This window comes from Vagococcus carniphilus, from assembly GCF_014397115.1.
In the GTDB taxonomy this organism is placed as follows: Bacteria; Bacillota; Bacilli; order Lactobacillales; family Vagococcaceae; genus Vagococcus; species Vagococcus carniphilus.
Window position 1 is genome coordinate 931,933 of the sequence record NZ_CP060720.1, and the last position, 22,812, is coordinate 954,744.

Genomic DNA, 22,812 nt, shown 5'->3' on the forward strand with positions numbered 1-22,812 from the left:
ATGGCAAATGACAAAATAGTGATTCGAGGGGCAAGAGCCCATAATTTAAAAAATATAGATGTGACGATTCCAAGGGATAAATTAGTGGTTATTACAGGCTTATCTGGTTCAGGAAAAAGCTCTTTAGCATTTGATACGCTTTATGCTGAAGGGCAAAGGCGTTATGTTGAAAGTCTTTCAGCTTATGCAAGACAATTCTTAGGACAAATGGATAAACCAGATGTGGATAGCATTGATGGGTTAAGCCCAGCTATCTCAATCGACCAAAAAACAACGAGTAAGAATCCGCGTTCAACAGTAGGAACAGTGACAGAAATTAATGACTATTTGAGATTACTTTATGCTCGAGTAGGACATCCAATTTGTCCAAATGATGGAACAGAGATTAGTAGTCAATCACCAGAACAAATGACTGATCGTATTTTAGAGTTAGAAGAAAGAACTAAAGTTCAAATTTTGGCACCAATTGTTCGAAGTAAAAAGGGACAACATAAAAAAGTATTTGAAAAAATAAAAAAAGAGGGATTTGTTCGAGTAAGAATTGATGGTGAATCTTATGATATTGAAGAAATTCCGGAACTTGAAAAGAATAAGAAACACTCCATTGAAATTGTTGTTGACCGAATTGTCGTAAAAGAAGGCGTTCGTTCTCGTTTATTTGATTCCTTTGAAATGGCATTAAGATTATCTGAAGGTTATGCCTTAGTAGATGTTAATTCTGAAGAAGAAATTTTATTTAGTGAGCATTATGCTTGTCCGTATTGTGGCTTCACAGTAGGTGAAATTGAACCAAGATTATTCTCATTCAATACGCCATTTGGTGCTTGTCCAGAGTGTGATGGTTTAAGTGTTAAACTAGAAGTTGATGCTGATTTGGTTGTACCAGATAAATCAAAAACATTAAGAGAAGGAGCAATTGCTCCGTGGAACCCTATCAGTTCAAACTATTATCCTCAAATGTTAGAACAAGCTTGTGATCATTTTGGAATTGATTTTGACACACCTTATGAGAAATTAGAAGACGAACAACAAGAAATTCTTTTAAAAGGATCAAAAGGAGAAGAGTTTCATTTTCATTATGAAAATGAGTTTGGTGGTGTTCGTGATGTTGATATTCCTTTTGAGGGGATATTAATTAATATTAAAAGAAGATATCATGAAACAAATAGTGATTATACGCGTGAGCAGATGAGGCTTTATATGACAGAGCTAACGTGTGAAACGTGTCATGGCTATCGTTTAAATGAAGAAGCATTATCAGTTAAAGTAGATGGTCATCATATTGGTGAGTTGAGTAATTTAGCAGTGGGAGATTCATTAGATTATTTTGAAGGATTGTCATTTGGTGAACAGGAACAAATGATTGCTAGTCCTATCTTAAAAGAAATAAAAGATCGATTGAGTTTCTTAAAAAATGTCGGATTAACTTATTTAACTTTGAGTCGTTCAGCTGGTACATTATCAGGTGGAGAAGCTCAACGTATTCGCTTGGCTACTCAAATAGGATCTAATCTTTCAGGTGTCCTATATATTTTAGATGAGCCTTCTATTGGTTTACATCAAAGAGATAACAACCGATTGATTGATTCGTTGAAAAAAATGCGTGACTTAGGAAATACTTTAATCGTAGTAGAACATGATGAAGACACTATGCGTGCCGCTGATTATTTGATTGATATAGGACCTGGGGCAGGAGAACTTGGTGGAGAGATTATTGCTGCAGGAACTCCTTCAGAAGTTGAAAAAAATAAAAAATCTTTAACAGGTCAATATCTATCAGGAAAAAAACAGATTCCAGTTCCCACTTCTAGAAGAAAAGGAAATGGTAAGGAAATTGTGGTCAAAGGGGCAAGTGAGAATAATTTAAAAAACCTTAATGTTACTTTCCCTTTAGGCAAATTTGTCGCAGTTACAGGTGTTTCAGGATCAGGTAAGAGTACATTAGTGAATGAGATATTAAAGAAAGCACTAGCCCAAAAAATTAATCGTAATTCAGAAAAACCAGGAAAATACAAATCAATTACTGGTTATGAAGAAATAGAGAAAATTATTGATATTGATCAAAGTCCTATTGGTAGAACACCAAGAAGTAATCCCGCAACTTACACAAGTGTGTTTGATGATATTCGTGATTTGTTTTCAAAAACAAATGAAGCGAAAATCCGTGGTTACAAAAAGGGTCGTTTCAGCTTTAATGTCAAAGGTGGTAGATGTGAAGCTTGTCGCGGTGATGGTATCATAAAAATTGAGATGCATTTCTTACCAGATGTGTACGTACCTTGTGAGGTTTGTCATGGTCATCGTTACAATTCAGAAACATTAGAAGTCAAATATAAAGGAAAGAATATTGCTGAGATATTAGAAATGACTGTCGAAGAAGCAGTGGATTTCTTTAAGGCAATTCCTAAAATTCATCGTAAGATGCAGACCATTGTTGATGTTGGTTTAGGATATGTAAAACTTGGACAATCAGCAACAACCCTTTCAGGAGGGGAAGCTCAACGGATGAAGTTAGCCAGTGAACTTCATAAACGTTCTTCTGGTAAAAACTTCTATATTCTAGATGAACCTACGACAGGACTACATGCAGATGATATTAGTCGTTTGATTGGGGTTTTAACGCGCCTAGTTGATGCAGGTAATACTGTACTTGTTATTGAGCATAATTTAGACGTCATTAAAACAGCTGATTATATTATTGATTTAGGCCCAGAAGGTGGAGATGGTGGTGGAACTATCGTCACTACTGGAACGCCAGAAGAAGTCATCACTGTTGAAGAAAGTTTCACAGGTTATTATCTAAAAGAAGTCATGGAACGATTTGACTAAATAAAAAGAATCCAAACCCTATAAATTATAGAGTTTGGATTCTTTTTTTAAGCATTGATTCGTTTGATTTCTCTTTTATAATTCATTAAATAAGTAATGATAGAAAGAACGATGAAGATGACAAAAAGGGATAGAACGAGTGAAAATGGTTTGTTGCCATCAGGATAAATGCCTAGTGATTTTAAGATAAAAGAAAAGATACTTGTTTTAAAATCAGGACTAATTATTTTTACCAATAAACTAACTAAGATAGGAATCATAATGAGAGTTGCGATAACAAATAATTTTTTATATCCAGTTACTCGGTCGTTAAAAACGCCCATTATAGAGCCTATAGAACTAGCGAACAGTAAAAAAATAAAGAGCAGTAAAAAACTAGTCATTAAATTTTCTTTCGTATAAATATCGACAAAAAATAGAGTTAAACTTAATTTTTGTGTGAGCAGCCCATTTCCAAATTGTTTTATTCCTAGGAGAATACAGGAAATGATTAGAGATAGTGTAAAATTTGAGATAAGGGAAGATAAGAAAATATTATTTCGGGACATCCCATTTTGAATGAATAATTTAAAATCTGAGCTAACACCAATAAAAGCTAAAATAATCATAAAAAGCATTGAAGCAAAAAGCATATCAGAACTAACAGTACTATCAGTCCCTGATACAAAAATTCCAATTAAAGGAAACGCAATGGCGAAAAGTAAAAAATAACCAAAGAAAAAAAGAGCAGCTTTCATTTGATATTTAAAACGATACTTAATAGCTGTTGATAATTTCATGATAAAACAACCTACTTTCTTTTTGTTAATTGAACAAAGTAATTTTGTAAACTTAGCGGAGCTAAACGAACTCCAGTTGGTAGTGTTTCAGGAGAAATACCAGAAACATGAACACTAACGAAATCTCCTAGTTCCTCTTTTCCAATAATATTTAAATCTTTTGTAAAGTCAGAAATAATGTCTCTTGGACCTGAAAGGGTATAGTTTTCCTGTAAAATCGTTTCAACATCTTTTTGAAGGGTTACTTCTCCTTGATCTAAAATAATAACACTTTCTAATAAATTAGTGATTTCCTCGATTAAGTGAGTTGAAATGATAAAAGTTCTAGGTCTATTTTCAAATGTTTCGATTAAAGACTCATAAAATAACTCTCTATGACCTGCATCTAATCCTAAAACAGGTTCATCTAGGAAAATGTAGTCACATGGTACACATAAAGCAGTGATTAACTTTGCGATACTTCGATAACCTGTTGATAATTTCTTAAAAGTTGTTTTTTGATTTAATTCGAATAAGTCGGTTAATCGATTAGCTAGATCCCAGTCAAATGAACCATAAAATTCTTCTGAGATTTTGAACATTTCTTTGACTTTCATGCTAGAGGGAAATAAGTTATCTTCACTCATTAAGTAAACATGATTTAGAAGCTCTTCATTATCAGTTATTCGAGTATTATCGAGCAAAATATCTCCAGAACTAGGGAAACTACGATTGTTAATAATATTTAAAAGTGTACTTTTGCCAGCTCCATTTCTACCAAGCAAACCATAAATTGTTTGTTCTTTGAAAATAATAGAGATATTTGATAGGGCTTTTTTATCTTTGTATGTTTTACTGACAGCTTGAACTTCTAATTTCATGATTGATACCCTCTTTCTAAAATACTTTTTAGTTCTTCTAAACTAATATTTAATTTCTTCGCTTCTTCAATTAATTGATTGACATCATGAGTCAAAAACTCTTCTTTTCTAATCATTTCAACTTTCTCCTTTGCACCAACTAGAACAAACATACCAATACCACGTTTTTTTTCGATTAATTTGGCATCAACTAATAAATTCATTCCTTTTAAAACTGTAGCCGGATTAATTTGATAACCTTTAGATATCTCTGTTGTTGAAGGAATTTGAGCACCTTCTTGATAAGCACCGTTTAAAATCCCTAAAGAAATTTGATCGGCAACTTGTTGAAATAAAGGTTTACCTCCGGAATAATTAAATTCCATTTTTTCACCTCATCACTTATTCGGTTAGTTACTTGTGTAACTAACTATAAAACCACAAGAGTTATTTGTCAACTTCTTTTTTAACTATCTTATGATACGCCGGGTATGTTATAATTGAGTTATTGAAAATAGGGAGTGAAGAAAATGGAAGAAAATCAAGTAGAAAGTCTTCAATTAGTTGTTATAACAGGGATGAGTGGAGCTGGAAAAACAGTTGCTATTCAAAGCTTTGAAGACATGGGATTTTTCTGTATCGATAATTTACCTCCAAGTTTAATCCCAAAATTTTGGGAATTAATTAAAGAATCTGGGAAAATTACAAAAATAGCATTAGTGATTGATTTAAGATCTCGTGCTTTCTTTGAAGAAATTCAAAGTATGTTAATCGAAATTGAAAATACAAAATTAGTAGATACAACTATTATGTTTTTAGATGCATCAGATAAAGAGTTAGTGTCTCGTTATAAAGAAACAAGAAGAACTCATCCACTTGCAATGGATGGTTTAGTGACTGAAGGAATCATGAAAGAGCGCGGGTTATTAAGTGAATTAAAAGCAGAAGCGCAATTAGTTATTGATACAACTAAATTAGCTCCAAGAGAATTACGAGAAAAAATTATGTCTAATTTCAAATCTCACGACACTTCAACTTTTAGAGTTGAGATGGTTTCTTTTGGTTTTAAATATGGTTTACCAATTGATGCTGATATTGTGATGGATGTTCGATTTTTACCAAATCCTCATTATGTATCTGAACTTCGACCAATGACAGGAAAAGATCAACCAGTCTATGATTATGTGATGGCATCAGAAATGACAGAGGATTTCTATCAAAAATATGAAGAGTTAATTTTAAGTATTTTACCTGGTTACAAAAAAGAAGGGAAAATGAGTTTAACTATTGCGATTGGCTGTACAGGTGGACAACACCGTTCTGTTGCTTTAACAGAACGCTTAGGACACCGAATTGAAAAAGATTACAAAACAAACATTACGCATCGTGACATTGGCAAACGGAAAGAAACGGTAAACCGCTCATGAAAACGTATCGAATAAGAAGACCTAAAATCGTCGTCATTGGCGGCGGTACTGGGTTGCCGGTCATATTAAAAGGCTTACGTTATCAAAGTGCAGAAATAACTGCAGTGGTAACTGTGGCTGATGATGGTGGTAGTAGCGGTATGTTACGCCAAAGTGTGAATATGAGTCCTCCAGGGGATTTGCGAAATGTTTTAGTAGCTTTATCAGATATGCCGCAAATGTACGAAAAAATCTTTCAATACCGCTTTAAGCAAGAAGATGACTTTCTAGCTAATCATACAATTGGTAATTTAATTATTGCCGCTCTTTCAGAGATGAAAGAAAGTACATATGATGCTATCCAGCTTCTAACTAAATTTATGCATGTGGATGGTCATATCTATCCAGCATCAGAAAAATCATTAACATTACATGCTAAATTCGAAGATGGAACAGAAGCGACTGGAGAATCTAAAATTGCTGAAGACAGAAAGGCAATTGATTACGTTTATGTGACTAATACAATGGATGATGAAAAACCAAAAGCATCAAGAAAAGTTGTAACAGCCATTAAAGAAGCTGACATGATTGTTTTAGGACCGGGAAGTCTTTATACAAGCATTTTACCGAATCTGATGATTGATGATTTAGGAAAAGCTATTGCAGAAGCTGAGGGTGAAGTTGTTTATATTTGTAATATTATGACTCAAAAAGGTGAAACAGAACATTTCTCAGATGCAGATCATATTAGAGTTTTACATAAACATTTAGGCACTAAATTTGTCGATACTGTATTAGTAAATACAGAGCCGATACCAGAAGGTTACATGGATTTTGATATTTATGATGAATATTTAGTCCAAGTAAGACATAATTTCCAAGGATTACGAGATGAAAATTGTCGAGTGATTTCTGCTGACTTCTTAGAATTGAAGGATGGCGGTGTCTTTCATGATGGAAATAAAGTTGTGGAAGAATTATTTAGGCTAGTCTTTGGTACGAAATATTAAATGTAAGGGAGTGAGTCAGGATGTCTTTTGCAGCAGATGTAAAAAAAGAACTGACCACATTGGAAGTTCATAAGGAACACGCTAAAGCTGAGTTAGCTGCTCTCATTCGAATGAATGGGGCAGTTACTTTAGTTAACAGACAATTCGTCTTGAATGTGCAAACAGAAAATGCAGCCATTGCTAGGCGGATTTACACCTTATTAAAAGATCATTATCAAGTAAATAGTGAGCTATTAGTAAGAAGAAAAATGAAATTAAAGAAAAATAATGTCTATATTGTTCGGTTGAAACAAGGGACGCAAACGATATTAAATGATTTAGAGATTATGGATGGTAATATGTTCAATATTCAAGTTTCTCCTTCAATTATGGGCAATGAACAAAAAATGCGCTCTTATTTAAGAGGCGCTTTTTTAGCGGGAGGATCTGTTAATAATCCTGAAACGAGTCGATATCATTTAGAAATTTATTCAATGTATGAAGAACAATGTAATGATTTATGTACTATGTTGAAGTTTTATGGTTTAAATGGACGTGTTTTAGAAAGACGTAATGGGTTTATCACGTATTTAAAAGGTGCTGAGGAAATTGCGGATTTTCTAGTTTTAGTAGGTGCAACTAATGCCATGTTAAAATTTGAAGATGTGAGAATTGTTCGCGACCTTAGAAACTCAGTGAATCGTTTAATGAACTGTGAGAATGCGAATATGAATAAAACAGCTGACGCTGCTAAACGTCAAATTGAAAATATTAGACTAATCGAAGAACGAGTTGGTCTTGATAGTTTACCTGAAAGATTAAAAGAAGTTGCTGAAATCAGATTGGAAAATCCAGAAATCAGTTTGAAGGAATTAGGAGAGATTTTGCCTTCTGGGCCGATTACAAAATCAGGTATTAATCATCGAATTCGAAAGATCAATGAGTTTGCTGAAAAACTAGAAGCTTAAAAAAATAATAGTACTTAACAATGAATGAATCTGTGATATCAGTTTTTAGACTTTTGTCACAGACTCTTTTTTTTATTCTAGATACTATTTTGTTTTTTCTATAAAAGAATGTGAAAAAGTGCTATACTGTAGCTAGAAAATTGAAAAAGGGCGTGTGAAGCTATTGAGTACAAAAGAATTATGGCACACATATGTTCAATCAAGTCAAATTAATCAAGAATTATTACCAAATCATATTGTTGAGTCTTGGGAGTATTGCATGAATCATGATGTTAATCCTTTCTCAAGACAAGGTGTTGAAAAGGTTTCAGGAAGTGCTTTACGAACGCAAAAGAAAACGTGGGCTTATTTAATTAATATTGTTAAAGATGAAATTCGCCGATTAAATGAGTTTTTCTATATTAAGAAACCACTTTTTATTTTGACGGATAAAAATGGGGTTGTTTTGTGGCGAGATGGCCATGAGGAAACACGCCATTTGGCAAATGAAATCCGCTTTTCAGAAGGTAGTATTTGGACTGAAAAAGCGGTAGGAACTAACGCAATTGGGATTTCTTTAAGAACACTTCAAAGTGTAACGGTGGAAAGATTTGAGCATTTTGCAGAAGCTTCTCACCCTTTTACCTGTAGTTCAACGCCTATTTTAGATGGTAACAATCAAGTGGTTGCTTGTTTAAATGTTTCTACAATGGAAGAATTAGTAGAATCAGGTTATACCTTATTTGCGTTAAAAATGATTGCTAAAAATGTTCAACAAAGGATGGCAGAAGTACAGCTAGCTGAGCAAAAAGAAGCTTTTTTAGAAGCTCTAAATTTACCTTTTGAGCAATCCATTCTTGTTGGATTAGATGGAAAAGTTCTTAGTGTATCTGATGATGTGAAAGAACTACTAGTAGGTAGCGAAGGAAAAACAATAACTGAATTAGCGACATTCAATAAAAATCGTTATACAAAACATAACTTATACCAACAGGAAGAATTAATAGGGTTTTGTTATCAATTAGAAACTAAAAAATTAGAACCTTCTTTTATTAGTTTTGGAATAACCTCTCAAAATGAAAGGTATCAAGTCTTTTTAAATCAACTATCTCAAGCAGCTAAATCAGATTTACCGATTCATATTTATGGTGAAACTGGAAGTGGGAAAGAGGTCTCTGCTAAGACGATTCACTTTAATAGTTGTCGCCAATCAGGTAAGTTAGTAGCTGTTAACTGTGGTGCACTTAGTGAGAACTTATTAGAGAGTGAGTTATTCGGCTATGCTCCAGGGGCATTTACAGGAGCTAAGTTAAGTGGTTACAAAGGGAAAATTGAGCAAGCTGATAACGGAACTTTATTCTTAGATGAAATTGATAGTATGTCAAAACGAATGCAAGTCGCACTTTTAAGAACATTGGAAGATAAAAAAATTACGCCAATTGGAAGCGACCAAGAAATTAGTGTAAATTTTAGGCTTGTAACAGCAAGTAATAAAAATTTAAAAGAACTCGTTAATCAGGGAAAATTCAGAGAAGATTTATTTTACCGATTATACGTTGTTCCGTTAAAATTGCCACCTCTTAGAAAAAGACAAGAGGATTTTGAAGTATTAGTTGAAACATTTTGTGATAAGAAAAATTGGCATCCTATTTGGAAAAATAAAATTAGCGATTTGTCTAAAGAGTTCGAATGGGAAGGCAATATTAGAGAATTTCATAATTTTTTAGAGAGACTCTATTTATATTTTCCAACAAAAGAGCCTACAAGAGATGAGTTAATTGAATTGATTGCAATCGGCTCGATCAAGATTAATCGAATGGAAGAAACTTATTTAGATGAACGTGTTGAGATTATTAATGCGTTAGAATCTACTAATTATCATTTGTCTCAAACAGCAGAAAAACTTAATATGGCACGAAGTACTTTGTACCGAAAAATTGATAAGTATCAAATTGAGATTATAAGGCGTTAGTAGAATAATTAAATTTAATAATGGATGAAGAGTATGACCACTTAATAGGGTTGTACTCTTCTTTTTTTGTTGCAACAGTTATGGGACAAAAATGTCTCATTTTATAAAAAGAAGAACAATAAAGTTTTAAATAAAGCGTTTTCTAAGTTGGCATGATAGTTGCTTATAAAGAAATGAACCAAATCATAAGGAAGGTGATGTCATGAAAAAGTACAATCTGATTGTAATTGGTGCGGGTCCTGGTGGCTATGTAGCAGCAGTCGAAGCAGCTAAACTTGGTCAAAAGGTCGCAGTCATTGAAAAAGAAAAAATCGGAGGTACTTGTCTAAACGTTGGGTGTATTCCATCAAAAGCTTATTTGAAACATGCAGCTTGGGTAGAAGAGATGGAAGAAGCTAACCGTTTTGGAGTAGTGAATGAGTTAAAGGAAATTGATTTTCCAAAATTAGTCGAGAGAAAAAATGGTGTTGTTAATCAATTGCAACAAGGAATTCATTATTTATTTAAACAACAATCAATTGACTATTTTGAAGGAGAAGCTTCTCTTATTAATAAAAAAGAAGTCATGGTTAATGAAGATTTACTAGAAACAGATTATGTCTTACTTGCTACAGGCAGTCATCCATTTGTTCCACCAATTAATGGTATTGAAAATGTTAATTATTTAACAACAGACACTTTTTTCGAGTTGAAAGAACAACCAAAAGAATTAGTTATTATTGGTGGTGGTGTCATTGGAATTGAGCTTGCTTTTGCTATGGCGCCTTTAGGAACCAAAGTGACTGTAATTGAAGTTGCCCCAAGTATTTTAATGACTGAAGATAAAGAAGCTACTGCTATTATCAGAAATCAATTGAAGAAAATGGGTGTCACTTTATTTGAAGGAGTCACAATTGAAGAAGTGCAATCTCAAAAAGTTAAATTAACTAACGAGTCAATCTCGTTTGATCAATTACTTGTCGTAACAGGTAGAAAAGGAAATTTAGAAATTTCAGAGTCGTTAAATTTAAAGAAAACACCAAATAATAAATTTTTAGAAGTGAATCGCTTTTATCAAACATCAATAGATTCGGTATATGCCGTGGGAGATATTGTTGAAGGCTATATGTTGGCTCATGCAGCTAGTAAAGAAGGTATCAAAGCTGTGAGACATATGTTTGCTCAAAAAGAAGCTCCTTTAAAAAATGATCAAGTTCCTCGTTGTGTTTACACGCATCCTGAAATTGCCAGTTTTGGTTTGAGTGAAGAAGAAGCTAAAGAAAAAGGGTTGGATGTTCTTGTTTCTAAAACAGCCTATTCTGCTAATGGAAGAGCTATTGCAGGGAATGAAACAACAGGATTTATTAAAATAATTGCTGATAAAAAATACCATGAGATTTTAGGTGGTGTTATCGTTGGCACGAATGCGACTGAAATGATTCATACCATTTTAGCGGTAAAAGAATCAGAAGGTCGTTTAGAAGAAATTGAAAAAATGACATTTGCTCACCCGACATTATCAGAAATGATTGGTGAATTGGGTAGCCAAATGATTAACTAAGGAGGATTTACTAATGGAAAAAATGACAAAACAACAAGCAGAGTGGATCTATAAAACAATGAATGATATCAGAAATTTTGAAGATGAGGTTCATCGTATTTTTACCACAGGAGAAATTCCTGGATTTGTCCATTTATATGCTGGTGAAGAAGCTGTTGCAACAGGTGTTTGTGCTCATTTAACTGACAAAGATTATATCACAAGTACTCACCGTGGACATGGACATTGTATTGCTAAAGGCTGTGATTTAAATGGAATGATGGCAGAAATCTTTGGTAAAGAAACAGGCCTTTGTAAAGGGAAAGGCGGCTCAATGCACATTGCCGATATTGATAGAGGGATGCTAGGTGCTAACGGAATGGTTGGTGGTGGTTTTCCAATCGCTGTTGGTGCAGGGCTTAGAAATAAATATTTGAAAACTGATGATGTAGCGATTTGTTTCTTTGGAGATGGAGCTTCTAATGAAGGAACATTCCATGAAAGTATTAATATGGCGGCTATTTGGGATTTACCAGTTGTCTTTGTTTGTGAGAATAACTCTTTTGGTGAAGCATCAGCTGTTGAATATGCATCAGGGTCAAAAACAATTGCTGAAAGAAGCGTTGCATATGGTATTCCTGGAGTTCGTGTGGACGGGAAAGATTTAGTAGCTGTTTATGAAGCTGCTGGAGAAGCAATCGATAGAGCTCGTAACGGAGAAGGTCCTACTATTTTAGAGTGTGTTACTTACCGTAATTACGGCCACTTTGAAGGGGACGAACAAAAATATAAATCAAAAGAAGGTAAAGAAAAAGAGTTTGCTGATATTGATAATATTCCTGTTTTTAGAGAAGTTGCTCTTAAAAATAAATGGTTATCAGCTAAGATAGCAGATGAAATTGAAAGTCAATCTGTAAAAGATGTTGAGGCTGCCGTTTTATTTGCACAAGAAAGTGATGTACCAAAACCAGAATGCTTATACGAAGATGTATCTATTTAAGTAAAAACAAGATGAGGAGTGACGAAAATGAGTAGAAGAATAACATTTATGCAAGCAGTTAATGAAGGTTTAGATATGGCTATGGATAAGGATGATCGTGTCATCTTATTAGGAGAAGACCTTGCAGGGGGAACAGGCATTGAACATCTAAATGGAGAAGGTGCTTTTGGTGGTGTGTTTGGTGTTACTAAAGGTTTAGTTGAAAAACATGGTTACGAACGTGTTATTGATACACCTATTTCAGAAATGGGTTACATGGGAGCTGCAGTAGGTGCTGCTGCAACAGGATTGAGACCAGTTCCAGAGTTAATGTTTAATGATTTTTTAGGCTTTTGTTTTGATACGTTACTAGCACAAGGTTCAAAAATGCGTTATATGTTTGGAGGAAAAGCAACTATTCCAATGACAGTAAGAACTTGTCACGGTGCAGGCGCTTCAGCAGCTGCGCAACATTCAGGTTCATATTACGGCATGTTTGGTTCAATTCCTGGGTTGAAGGTTGTTGTTCCATCTAACCCATATGATGCTAAAGGCCTACTACTTTCAGCAATTGAAGATGATAATATTGTTATTTATTCTGAAGATAAAACGTTGTATGGCTTAAAAGATGAGGTGCCAGAAGAGTACTACAAAGTAGAAATTGGAAAAGCAAAAGTTAAACGAGAAGGTTCAGATTTAACTATTGTAACAATTGGAAAAATGCTATATGTTGCATTAGACGTAGCAGAAGAATTAGAAAAATCAGGTGTTTCTGTTGAAGTTATCGATTTAATTACAGTAGCACCTTGGGATCAAGAAACAGTTATCAACTCAGTTAAGAAAACAGGTCGTTTGATAGTAATTGATGAAGCTAATCCACATAATAATACAGCAACAGACATCGCTTCAGTAGTTGGAGATAAAGCCTTCGATTATTTAGATGGTCCAATTAAATGTATTTGTGCACCAAATACACCTGTTCCATTTGCAAGTAATTTAGAAGCTCTTTATTTACCAAATAAAGACAAAGTTTTAGAAGAAGCTAAAGAATTAATCGAAGACTTAAAATAAAGGGTAGGTGAAAAAAATGGCTGAAGCATTACTTATGCCAACATTAGGCTTAACAATGACAGAAGGTACAGTAGACAAGTGGTATAAAGCAGTTGGAGATCCGATTGCTAAAGGAGAAGCAGTTGTCTCAATTAGTTCAGAAAAATTAACTCATGACGTAGAAGCACCTGCAGATGGTATTTTACTTGCTATTATCGTTGATGAAGGTGGAGAAAAGGCTTGTCAAGGTGTTATTGGTTATATTGGACAAGAAGGAGAAAGTGTTCCGACTGAAACGATAGAAGTAAAAGAAGAGGTTAAGGAAGACACACCTCTTGAGGAAGAAAAGATTAAAAAAGAAAACAAACAACCTGTAAAACGTATTACAGATGGTCGTATATTTGCAACACCATTAGCAAGAAAAATGGCAGATGAACAAGGCTATGCATTAGCTGATATTATTGGTTCAGGTGGTAATGGTCGAATTACACGCCGCGATGTGGAACGTTTTGTCCCATTAACAACTACCAGTGCAGCACCACAAACTGTTGGTGAAGGCTTAGAAGGAATGAGAAAAGTTATTGCGCAAAGAATGCATAATAGTTTAGCTCAAACAGCCCAATTAACGCTTCATCGCAAAGCTGATATTACAAATTTACTTGCTTTTAGAAAAGAGATGAAACAAAAAGCAGGAGATAATATGAGTCGCAGTACATTAAGTATCAATACTTTACTTATAAAAGCAGTTAGTCGAGCGCTAAAAGATTGTCCAGAAATGAATGCGTCGTATAATGGAGAAGAACATATTTTACATGAGTCAGTTCATATGGGAATTGCTGTAGCTGTTGATGATGGTTTAGTTGTCCCAGTTATAAATGATGTTGATAGCAAACCACTATCACAAATTGGAGCGGACTTTGTTAGTGTGACATCTCAAGCTCTTGATGGCACATTACCAAGCAACCTATACAGCGGCTCAACATTTACTATTACTAACTTAGGCAGTGCTGGAATTGAGTACTTCACTCCTATTTTGAATACGCCAGAAATTGGTATTCTAGGTGTTGGAAGTACCTCTTCTAAACTTATTTTTAATGACTTGAAAGTAATTGAAGAGATTCAAGAATTACCATTAAGTTTAACATTTGATCATCAAATAGTAGATGGCTCACCTGCAGCAGACTTCTTAGGACGAATTGTTTACTATTTAGAAAATCCTTATTTATTAGTAGTTTAGTACCAAAAAATAAAAATTAATAACAATACATTTACTCACAAAAAAAGTAGCATACCTTATATAAAAGGTGTGCTACTTTTTGAATTATTCATTAATTAAAGCAAGTAATTCATCACTACTTATTTTTTGGTCAACTACATGTTCTCCGATGATAACAGTTGGTACAAAGAAGACATTAGCATCAATTGTTTCTTGTACAATGCTTTTAGCAGTCTCTTTGTAGTCTTGAAGAGTTAATTGTAATTTTTCAGTAGCATAAAGAGCTACCTCTTCATGACTATCTAAATTACCCCAGTCATCTTGCGTTTCATAGATAGCTTGAATAGCTACAATCGCATTTTCATCAGTTGGAATATGGTGATGCATAATATTGCCAAGAGCTAGAGAAGGTTTTTCCTTATCGAATAATTTAATAATTCGTTGAATTTTTCCTTCCGCTACTAATTGTTGCAATAAATCATTTTTTTCATCAGACCATTGTCTACAAAATGGGCATCTGACATTAATATATTCAACGACTTTAACTGGAGCTTCGTCAGAACCAATTTTTATTCCAGTATCATAATTAATTTTTGATGTTTCAACGTCTGTCATTCCCATTTTTACACTTCCTTATTTTAATTTAGAGCTATTAACCATTACTTCATCAATTAAACCATATTCTTTAGCTTCCTCAGCAGACATAAAGTTATCACGATCTGTATCTTTTTCGATAATTTTAATATCTTGGCCTGTGTTGTCAGCTAAAATTTGATTCAAGCGATCTCTTGTATTTAAGATATGGCGAGCCGCAATTTCAATTTCAGTTGCTTGTCCTTGGGCACCACCTAAAGGTTGATGAATCATGATTTCAGCATTTGGTAAAGCAAAACGTTTACCTTTAGTTCCTGCTGATAATAAGAAACTTCCCATTGAAGCAGCCATACCTAACACGATTGTTTGAACATCTGCTTTAATGAAGTTCATTGTGTCATAAATAGCTAACCCAGCTGAAACACTACCACCTGGTGAGTTGATATAGATATAAATATCTTTTTCAGGGTCTTGAGCATCTAAAAATAATAATTGTGCAATAACAGAGTTAGCAACATTATCATCAATAGGCCCACTTAACATAATAATGCGGTCTTTTAAAAGTCTTGAATAAATATCATAAGCTCTCTCTCCGCGAGAAGATTGCTCGATAACTGTTGGTATTAAATTCATAAAAATTTCCTCCTAAACTAAAACAATCAGTAGCTACATTTTAACATAATTTAAATCATCTACCTAGAATAAAGTGTAACGAATTGGTCAATAAAGGTCAAAAGATAAGCTTAATTTAAAAACTAGAATAAATCTAAGAAATCCTCTTCTCTATTTTCTTTTTCTAAGGATAATGCTTTGGCTGTATAGTTAGTAAAATAAGTATCAACATCTAAAGAAATAGCATACTTAATTTCATCCGTTGTGTTCAAAGTCCAAGTGTTGAAGTTTTTCTTTTTCTGATGAACTAAATTAACATTTTTTTGATTTAGTAATTTTTTGTCTACTGAAATAATGTCTACTTCATTATAATTTAGACCAGATTCAAGTTGTTTTTGATTCTTGACAAGAAGTAGTTTTTCCATCGAAGGGAAACTATTTTCTAATGCTACTAATACTTTTGGGTCAGAGGCCTGGACAATGACATAATCTTCAAGTTTATTCTTTTTGATAATATTTTCGAATAGCTGAATTTGTTTTGTGTTTTCTTTTAGTTCTATTACGTAGGTTGTAGTGTTTTTGTATTTATCAAAAACATCTTGTAATTTTAAAATTTTTTGATTGTCTTTAGTTTTTAGTTGTTCGATTTCGTGATCTGTCATTTTAGAAAAAAGTTTATTGATTCCGGTTATTCTTTTAGCTGATAAATCATGAGAAACAAAAAGTGTGTCTTCTTCTGATGTAACTAAATCTTGTTCAATAAACTTAGAACCATAAAGAAGAGCTAAATCGTATGCTTTAAAGCTATGTTCGACTTCTTCACCAGAAGCGCCTCGGTGAGAAAAGACATGTTGCTTTTGTTGTTGACTCATTTCTTTGTTTATTAAAAGGTAACAGTTCATTATTAAAAAAGATAAAAACAAAATAATAGTAAATAGTTTGTAGTAATTTCTTTTTCTGCGGTGCATACTAATTTCCTCCGTATATTTAAAGTAAAAAAGGTTGATCACTAAAAGATCAACCCTAATACTTGTTTTAATTTTAAAATTCGTTGTAAATAAAGCCGCCACCATCTGATTTTAGATAACCATAAAAATAGATTAATCCTAAAAGAATTAAGACGTAAAGCACTGTTTTTAAAATAAATATCATTATTTTTTTTTGTTTATTATTCATTCTATATTTCCTTTACTATCAAAAAGAGGAACTAAATTCAAGTTTAGCGTGTCTTTTTTTGACTCTTAAAATGTGATACAATCAGTAATGAAAACGCGTCCTAAGGGAATCGAACCCCTGTCTCAAGAACCGGAATCTTACGTGATATCCACTACACTAAGGACGCAATTACTCCTATCATTTTATCAAAAATTAAATAAATAGCAAGACTAATTAAAGAGGAAGAGATGAGTTGAAATGAGATTTGAACAGCATTTAAATCAAAAGCAAAGCCAAACCCAAAAATTAGCCATGACTCAAGAATTGCAACAATCTATTCAAATGCTTCAGTATAATACAGAGGATTTACTCTCTTTTTTAGAAGCCAAAACTCTTGAAAATCCATTAATGGAAGTGAAGATAGAAACAGATGATTATGATTCACCCATAAAGAACACTAAAAATTACCAACAAAGTGACAATGATAGAGAGTGGATAAATGAATTACCAGACGAATCAATTTCTCTTTTTGATTACTTGATTCAACAAATCCATTTAAATTACCGGGATACTTATTTGCGTAAACTAGTTTTATTTTTAGTAGAATACATTGATGTGAACGGTTATTTATCAATTACATTAGAGGAGGCTTGTCAGAAAACAGGGGCAACGTCTATTGAGATGCTTGATGCGTTAACTCTTCTTCAAATGTTAGAGCCAACTGGTGTTGGAGCAAGAGATTTAAGAGAGTGTTTAATGCTTCAAATTGAAAAAGATGAAGAAGCACCAGAACTTGCTTATATAATAGTAGAAGAGTATTTTGAAGAGCTTGCTAGTAGAAAGTGGCAAGTCATTGAAAAAGCCTATCAAGTTGAACTATATGAAGTGCAAACGATTTTTGATTATATCCAAAAATTAAGCCCAAATCCAGGAGCGAGATTTAGTCAGGAAAAAGAAAGCTATATTATACCTGATATCTTAGTTCATGTTAGAGATAATAATATAGAAGTTTTAAGTACTAAAAGTAGTACACCGAAATTAATTTTCCAACAAGCTTACTTTGATAAGATGACTCAAGCCAAAGATAAAGAAGTAGAAGAGTATTTGAAGAATCGAAAAAGCGAATTTGAATGGATTAAAAAAGGTTTACTACAAAGAGGGAATACGATTTTAAAAGTAGCAGAAGAAATTGTAAAAAGACAATCTGCCTTCTTTTTAGAAAAAGACCACCCATTAGTTCCCATGCAGTTAAAAGAGATAGCTAAAGCAATTGACGTTCATGAATCTACTATTAGTCGAAGTGTAAATGGTAAGTATCTAGAGACTGACTTTGGTATTTTTGAATTGCGCTCATTTTTTACAGTTGGGTTGCAACAAGGTGAATCAGATGAGGAACTATCAACGAGTTCAATCAAAAAAAGAATTCAAGAACTTGTGAATCAAGAAGATAAAGCAAAGCCTTTATCAGATCAAAAACTAGTTGATTTACTTTTAAAAGAGGATATAAAGATATCAAGAAGGACAGTGGCTAAGTATAGAGACGAGTTAAATATTCAGTCATCTTCTAAAAGAAAACGGTACGAAAAACAGAAATAACAAATTAATGACAAATATTGAGCTATCTGACTTGTATTATCATTAGATAACTGTTAGAATGTTTTTGTAAGGTTGAAGCAAAACAAAATGTCTTTTGATTTTGATTCAACCCATTTTTTTAAACATGATGGGTCGCAGTAAGTCTACATTGGACGTTTGCTGACCAACGAAAGGAGTATGCTCAATGATTCGCGATTTAGAGATGATTGAGAGAATTGCTCCTGATATGATGCAAACTGTTGAAAGAAGATTTCGTATCTTGCGTAATATTTACTGGATGCAGCCTGTAGGACGAAGAATCCTAGCGCAAAAGGTAAATGAAACAGAGCGTAGTTTACGAACTGAGACTGATTTTTTGAAACAATTAAACTTTATCAACGCTTCTAAGAGTGGTATGACTTTAACAGAAGAAGGATTACAAGTTTACAAAGGTCTAGAAGTTTTCATGGCTGAGTATTCGGGTACACGTGTTAGAGAAAGAGAGTTATCTCAAAAGTTAGGTATCGCTCGTTGTATCATAGTTGCAGGAGATAGTGATGAAGAAGAAAAAGTTTTAGAAAGTTTTGGTGCCATCGTTTCTGATGTTTTGGACAATGAATTGCCTGATGGAGATAATACCATTGCTGTAATGGGTGGAACTACCATGAAGACAGTTGCTCAAAATATGGAACACTTAGAAACACCTAACCGACATAACCTGTTTGTTCCGGCAAGAGGTGGTGTAGGGGAAACAATTAACATCCAAGCTAACTCGATAAGCGGTATGATGGCTGAAAAGTCAGGTGGAGATTTTAAAGTATTATATGTGCCAGAGCAAGTGAGCCCTGAAACTTATGAAAACTTACTTCATGAACCAACCGTTCAAAGAGTCCTTGAGCTGATTTCTGAAGCTAATTGTGTGATTCATAGTATTGGTAGTGCCTTACACATGGCAAGAAGAAGAGGCATGAGTTTAAGTGAGCTAGATATGTTAACTAATAATCGAGCAGTGGCTGAATCATTTGGTTACTTTTTCGATGAAGACGGGGAAGTCATTTATAAGATACCTCGCATCGGTCTTCAATTAAAAGACCTTAAAGGAATTCCGTATGTGATTGCTGTAGCTGGTGGAAAAAGCAAAGCAAAAGCAATTGAAGCATACATCAAAAATGCACCTAAACAGACATGGTTAATAACCGATGAAGGTGCAGCTAATCAGATTTTAAAAGAGGCGACTCTTTAAAATAAAAAAATTTTTTTCGATTTTCTAAAGGAGGAAATCTCGCATGACAGTAAAAGTAGGTATTAATGGTTTTGGACGTATCGGACGTTTGGCATTCCGTCGTATCCAAGAAGTTGCAGGATTAGAAGTAGTAGCAATCAATGACTTAACAGATTCAAAAATGTTAGCTCATTTATTAAAATATGATACTACACAAGGACGTTTCAATGGTGATGTTGAAGTTCATGATGGCTTCTTCAAAGTTAACGGAAAAGAAGTTAAAGTTTTAGCTAACCGTAATCCTGAAGAATTACCATGGGGAGAATTAGGAGTAGACATCGTTTTAGAATGTACTGGCTTCTTTACTTCTAAAGAAAAAGCTGAATTACACTTAAAAGGTGGTGCTAAACGTGTTGTTATTTCTGCTCCTGGTGGAAATGACGTACCAACAATCGTTTACAACACTAACCATGACATCTTAACTGGTAAAGAAACAGTTATTTCAGGTGCTTCATGTACAACTAACTGTTTAGCTCCTATGGCTGACGCTTTACACAAAAACTTTGGTATTGTTGAAGGATTAATGACAACAATCCATGCATACACAGGAGACCAAATGACATTAGACGGTCCTCACCCTGGTGGAGACTTCCGTCGTGCACGTGCTGCTGCAGAAAACATTGTACCTAACACTACTGGTGCTGCTAAAGCTATTGGTTTAGTAATTCCAGAATTAAACGGTAAATTAGATGGAGCTGCTCAACGTGTTCCTGTTGCAACTGGTTCATTAACAGAATTAGTAACTGTTTTAGACAAAAAAGTTACTGTTGAAGAAGTTAACGCTGCAATGGAAAAAGTAGCTAACGAATCTTACGGATACACTACTGATCCATTAGTATCATCAGATATCGTAGGTATGACTTACGGTTCATTATTTGATGCAACTCAAACTAAAGTTATGACAGTTGGAGATCAACAATTAGTTAAAACTGTATCTTGGTATGATAACGAAATGTCATACACAGCTCAATTAGTTCGTACTTTAGAATACTTCGCAAACTTAGCTTAATTTTAAGTTTCAGGTGTTACATTCGAAGCGGGGAAGCCGACACGCTTCCTCGCTTTTTTAATTACCATTTATTAGGAGGACTCACTCATTATGGCGAAAAAAACAGTCGAAGATTTAGAATTAAAAGATAAAAAAGTATTAGTTCGTGTGGACTTTAATGTGCCTTTAAAAGACGGCGAAATTACAAATGATAACCGTATTGTTGCGGCATTACCTACTATTAAATACATTACTGAAAAAGGCGGAAAAGCAATTCTTTTCTCTCATTTAGGTCGTGTGAAAACTGAAGAAGATAAAGAAGGCAAATCATTAAAACCTGTTGCAAAACGTTTATCTGAATTATTAGATACACCTGTGACTTTCATTCCTGAAACTAGAGGAGAAGCATTAGAAAAAGCTATTTCTAATATGTCTGCTGGTGATATCTTAGTAGTTGAAAATACTCGTTTTGAAGATATTGATGGTAAAAAAGAAAGCAAAAATGATCCTGAATTAGGAAAATATTGGGCATCTTTAGGTGACGTATTTATCAATGATGCATTTGGTACAGCTCACCGTGCTCATGCTTCTAACGTAGGTATTGCTTCAAACTTACCTTCAGCAGCTGGTTACTTAATGGAAAAAGAAATCAAATTTATCGGTGGTGCAGTGGATGAGCCAAAACGTCCATTCGTAGCTATTTTAGGTGGCGCGAAAGTATCAGATAAAATTGGTGTTATTGAAAACTTAATCGAAAAAGCTGATAAAATTTTAATCGGTGGCGGTATGACTTATACATTTAACGTTGCTCAAGGCCGTGAAATTGGTAAATCAATCGTTGAATTAGATAAAGTTGATTTAGCTAAAAGTTTATTAGAAAAAGCTGGTGACAAAATTATTTTACCAGTAGATACAGTGTGTGCAGCTGAATTTGATAATGATGCAGCAACTGAAATCCATACAGAAAATATTCCTGCTAATCTAGAAGGATTAGATATTGGACCTAAAACAATTGAATTATTCACTAAAGAATTACAAGGTGCTAAAACAGTTGTATGGAACGGACCAATGGGTGTGTTTGAATTACCAACATTCGCTAAAGGAACAATCGGTGTTTGTGAAGCAATCGCTAACCTTGAAGATGCAACAACAATCATCGGTGGTGGAGATTCTGCAGCAGCAGCAATCCAATTAGGCTATGCTGAAAAATTCACTCACATTTCAACTGGTGGTGGCGCTTCTCTAGAATATTTAGAAGGCAAAAAATTACCAGGTGTAGAATCAATTTCTGACAAATAATTTCAATTCTTAAGGAGACGAAAATATGCGTAAACCAATTATTGCAGGTAACTGGAAAATGAATAAAACTGTAGCAGAAGCTAATGCTTTTGCAGAAGCAGTTAAAACAAAAATTCCTTCAAATGATAAAGTAGATTCAGTTATTGGATCTCCAGCACTATTCTTAACAGATTTAGTGAATATCGCAAAAGGAACAGATTTAAAAATTTCAGCTCAAAACTGTTACTTTGAAAACAGTGGAGCTTTCACTGGTGAAACTTCACCAGCAGCTTTAGCTAACTTAGGTGTTGACTATGTTATTATTGGTCACTCTGAACGTCGTGAGTATTTCCACGAAACAGATGAAGATATCAATAAAAAAGCAAAAGCAATTATTGCTAATGGTATGACTCCAATTCTTTGTTGTGGTGAAACATTAGAAACTTATGAAGCAGGTAAAACTGCTGAATGGATTGAATCACAAATTAAAGGTGGATTAGCTGATTTAACAGAAGAACAAGTTTCTAACTTAGTTATTGCTTATGAACCAATCTGGGCAATCGGTACTGGTAAATCTGCTGACGCTAACATTGCAGATGAAATCTGTGGTGTGGTTCGTGGTACAGTTGCAAAACTTTACAACGATACAGTAGCAAGCAAAGTTCGTATTCAATACGGTGGTTCAGTAAAACCTGAAAACATCAAAGAATATATGGCTAAAGAAAACGTTGATGGTGCGTTAGTAGGTGGAGCTTCTCTTGAAGCTGATTCATTCCTAGCACTATTGGAGGCTGTAAAATAGT

21 protein-coding genes and 1 tRNA gene are annotated in these 22,812 nt (G+C 33.9%); 14 read left to right on the forward strand and 8 right to left on the reverse strand.

Features of this window, described 5'->3' with window-relative positions; all coding sequences use genetic code 11:
- The gene (gene uvrA / locus H9L18_RS04665) at positions 1 to 2,829 is read left to right on the forward strand and encodes an excinuclease ABC subunit UvrA (RefSeq protein ID WP_126795120.1); all 2,829 of its coding nucleotides are present in this window, start codon (positions 1 to 3) and stop codon (positions 2,827 to 2,829) included.
- Between the two features lie 47 nt (positions 2,830 to 2,876).
- Here the strand turns inward: uvrA and H9L18_RS04670 are convergent, their stop codons facing one another.
- The 3 genes from H9L18_RS04670 to H9L18_RS04680 are packed head-to-tail and all read right to left on the reverse strand — an operon-like array spanning position 2,877 to position 4,833.
- The gene (locus tag H9L18_RS04670) at positions 2,877 to 3,608 is read right to left on the reverse strand and encodes a hypothetical protein (RefSeq protein ID WP_126795118.1); all 732 of its coding nucleotides are present in this window, start codon (positions 3,606 to 3,608) and stop codon (positions 2,877 to 2,879) included.
- A gap of 11 nt (positions 3,609 to 3,619) precedes the next feature.
- Positions 3,620 to 4,468 (reverse strand): ATP-binding cassette domain-containing protein, encoded by an 849-nt coding sequence (locus H9L18_RS04675; RefSeq protein ID WP_126795116.1) that lies wholly within the window; start codon positions 4,466 to 4,468, stop codon positions 3,620 to 3,622.
- Positions 4,465 to 4,833, reverse strand: coding sequence for a GntR family transcriptional regulator (locus tag H9L18_RS04680; protein WP_126795115.1), 369 nt, complete (start codon positions 4,831 to 4,833; stop codon positions 4,465 to 4,467). The genes H9L18_RS04675 and H9L18_RS04680 overlap by 4 nt, the downstream gene beginning before the upstream one ends.
- A 144-nt stretch (positions 4,834 to 4,977) precedes the next feature.
- Between H9L18_RS04680 and rapZ the strand changes: the two genes are divergently transcribed.
- The 8 genes from rapZ to H9L18_RS04720 all read left to right on the forward strand — a co-directional run bounded on the left by rapZ (position 4,978) and on the right by H9L18_RS04720 (position 14,546).
- Positions 4,978 to 5,874, forward strand: a complete 897-nt coding sequence (gene rapZ / locus H9L18_RS04685; protein ID WP_126795113.1) for an RNase adapter RapZ — start codon at positions 4,978 to 4,980, stop codon at positions 5,872 to 5,874.
- Entirely contained in the window at positions 5,871 to 6,863 is a 993-nt protein-coding gene (locus tag H9L18_RS04690; RefSeq protein ID WP_126795111.1) for a gluconeogenesis factor YvcK family protein, read from the forward strand. Before rapZ ends, H9L18_RS04690 begins: the two co-directional genes overlap by 4 nt.
- Positions 6,864 to 6,883: 20 nt before the next feature.
- Positions 6,884 to 7,810: a DNA-binding protein WhiA gene (gene whiA, locus H9L18_RS04695; protein ID WP_126795109.1), complete on the forward strand. Its 927-nt coding sequence runs from the start codon at positions 6,884 to 6,886 to the stop codon at positions 7,808 to 7,810.
- Between the two features lie 163 nt (positions 7,811 to 7,973).
- The gene (locus tag H9L18_RS04700) at positions 7,974 to 9,761 is read left to right on the forward strand and encodes a sigma-54-dependent Fis family transcriptional regulator (protein ID WP_126795107.1); all 1,788 of its coding nucleotides are present in this window, start codon (positions 7,974 to 7,976) and stop codon (positions 9,759 to 9,761) included.
- Between the two features lie 202 nt (positions 9,762 to 9,963).
- Positions 9,964 to 11,301 (forward strand): dihydrolipoyl dehydrogenase, encoded by a 1,338-nt coding sequence (lpdA, locus tag H9L18_RS04705; protein ID WP_126795105.1) that lies wholly within the window; start codon positions 9,964 to 9,966, stop codon positions 11,299 to 11,301.
- A 13-nt stretch (positions 11,302 to 11,314) separates the two neighbouring features.
- Positions 11,315 to 12,280 (forward strand): thiamine pyrophosphate-dependent dehydrogenase E1 component subunit alpha, encoded by a 966-nt coding sequence (locus H9L18_RS04710; protein ID WP_126795103.1) that lies wholly within the window; start codon positions 11,315 to 11,317, stop codon positions 12,278 to 12,280.
- A gap of 27 nt (positions 12,281 to 12,307) precedes the next feature.
- Positions 12,308 to 13,330: an alpha-ketoacid dehydrogenase subunit beta gene (locus H9L18_RS04715; RefSeq protein WP_126795101.1), complete on the forward strand. Its 1,023-nt coding sequence runs from the start codon at positions 12,308 to 12,310 to the stop codon at positions 13,328 to 13,330.
- Positions 13,331 to 13,346: 16 nt separating this feature from the next.
- On the forward strand, positions 13,347 to 14,546 hold the full coding sequence (locus H9L18_RS04720) for a dihydrolipoamide acetyltransferase family protein (protein ID WP_126795099.1): 1,200 nt from the start codon (positions 13,347 to 13,349) through the stop codon (positions 14,544 to 14,546).
- A gap of 84 nt (positions 14,547 to 14,630) precedes the next feature.
- Here the strand turns inward: H9L18_RS04720 and H9L18_RS04725 are convergent, their stop codons facing one another.
- The 5 genes from H9L18_RS04725 to H9L18_RS04745 all read right to left on the reverse strand — a co-directional run bounded on the left by H9L18_RS04725 (position 14,631) and on the right by H9L18_RS04745 (position 17,073).
- Positions 14,631 to 15,146, reverse strand: coding sequence for a thioredoxin domain-containing protein (locus H9L18_RS04725; protein WP_126795097.1), 516 nt, complete (start codon positions 15,144 to 15,146; stop codon positions 14,631 to 14,633).
- A 12-nt stretch (positions 15,147 to 15,158) separates the two neighbouring features.
- A complete protein-coding gene (gene clpP / locus H9L18_RS04730) occupies positions 15,159 to 15,752 on the reverse strand; it encodes an ATP-dependent Clp endopeptidase proteolytic subunit ClpP (RefSeq protein WP_126795095.1) in 594 nt (197 codons plus the stop codon).
- Positions 15,753 to 15,874: 122 nt separating this feature from the next.
- Entirely contained in the window at positions 15,875 to 16,699 is an 825-nt protein-coding gene (locus H9L18_RS04735; RefSeq protein ID WP_126795093.1) for a glycerophosphodiester phosphodiesterase, read from the reverse strand.
- A 73-nt stretch (positions 16,700 to 16,772) separates the two neighbouring features.
- Entirely contained in the window at positions 16,773 to 16,907 is a 135-nt protein-coding gene (locus H9L18_RS04740; RefSeq protein WP_126795092.1) for a teichoic acid D-Ala incorporation-associated protein DltX, read from the reverse strand.
- A 94-nt stretch (positions 16,908 to 17,001) separates the two neighbouring features.
- Positions 17,002 to 17,073, reverse strand: a tRNA-Arg gene (locus H9L18_RS04745).
- Positions 17,074 to 17,144: 71 nt separating this feature from the next.
- Between H9L18_RS04745 and rpoN the strand changes: the two genes are divergently transcribed.
- From rpoN to tpiA, 5 genes are all read left to right on the forward strand, one after another.
- Complete coding sequence (gene rpoN / locus H9L18_RS04750) at positions 17,145 to 18,482, forward strand: RNA polymerase factor sigma-54 (RefSeq protein WP_126795089.1); 1,338 nt, start codon at positions 17,145 to 17,147, stop codon at positions 18,480 to 18,482.
- A gap of 184 nt (positions 18,483 to 18,666) precedes the next feature.
- Positions 18,667 to 19,704, forward strand: coding sequence for a sugar-binding transcriptional regulator (locus H9L18_RS04755; protein WP_126795087.1), 1,038 nt, complete (start codon positions 18,667 to 18,669; stop codon positions 19,702 to 19,704).
- A 43-nt stretch (positions 19,705 to 19,747) separates the two neighbouring features.
- A complete protein-coding gene (gap, locus tag H9L18_RS04760) occupies positions 19,748 to 20,752 on the forward strand; it encodes a type I glyceraldehyde-3-phosphate dehydrogenase (RefSeq protein ID WP_126795085.1) in 1,005 nt (334 codons plus the stop codon).
- A 90-nt stretch (positions 20,753 to 20,842) separates the two neighbouring features.
- Entirely contained in the window at positions 20,843 to 22,030 is a 1,188-nt protein-coding gene (locus H9L18_RS04765) for a phosphoglycerate kinase (RefSeq protein WP_126795083.1), read from the forward strand.
- Between the two features lie 25 nt (positions 22,031 to 22,055).
- Positions 22,056 to 22,811 (forward strand): triose-phosphate isomerase, encoded by a 756-nt coding sequence (gene tpiA, locus H9L18_RS04770; RefSeq protein ID WP_126795081.1) that lies wholly within the window; start codon positions 22,056 to 22,058, stop codon positions 22,809 to 22,811.
- Position 22,812: the final 1 nt, after the last annotated feature.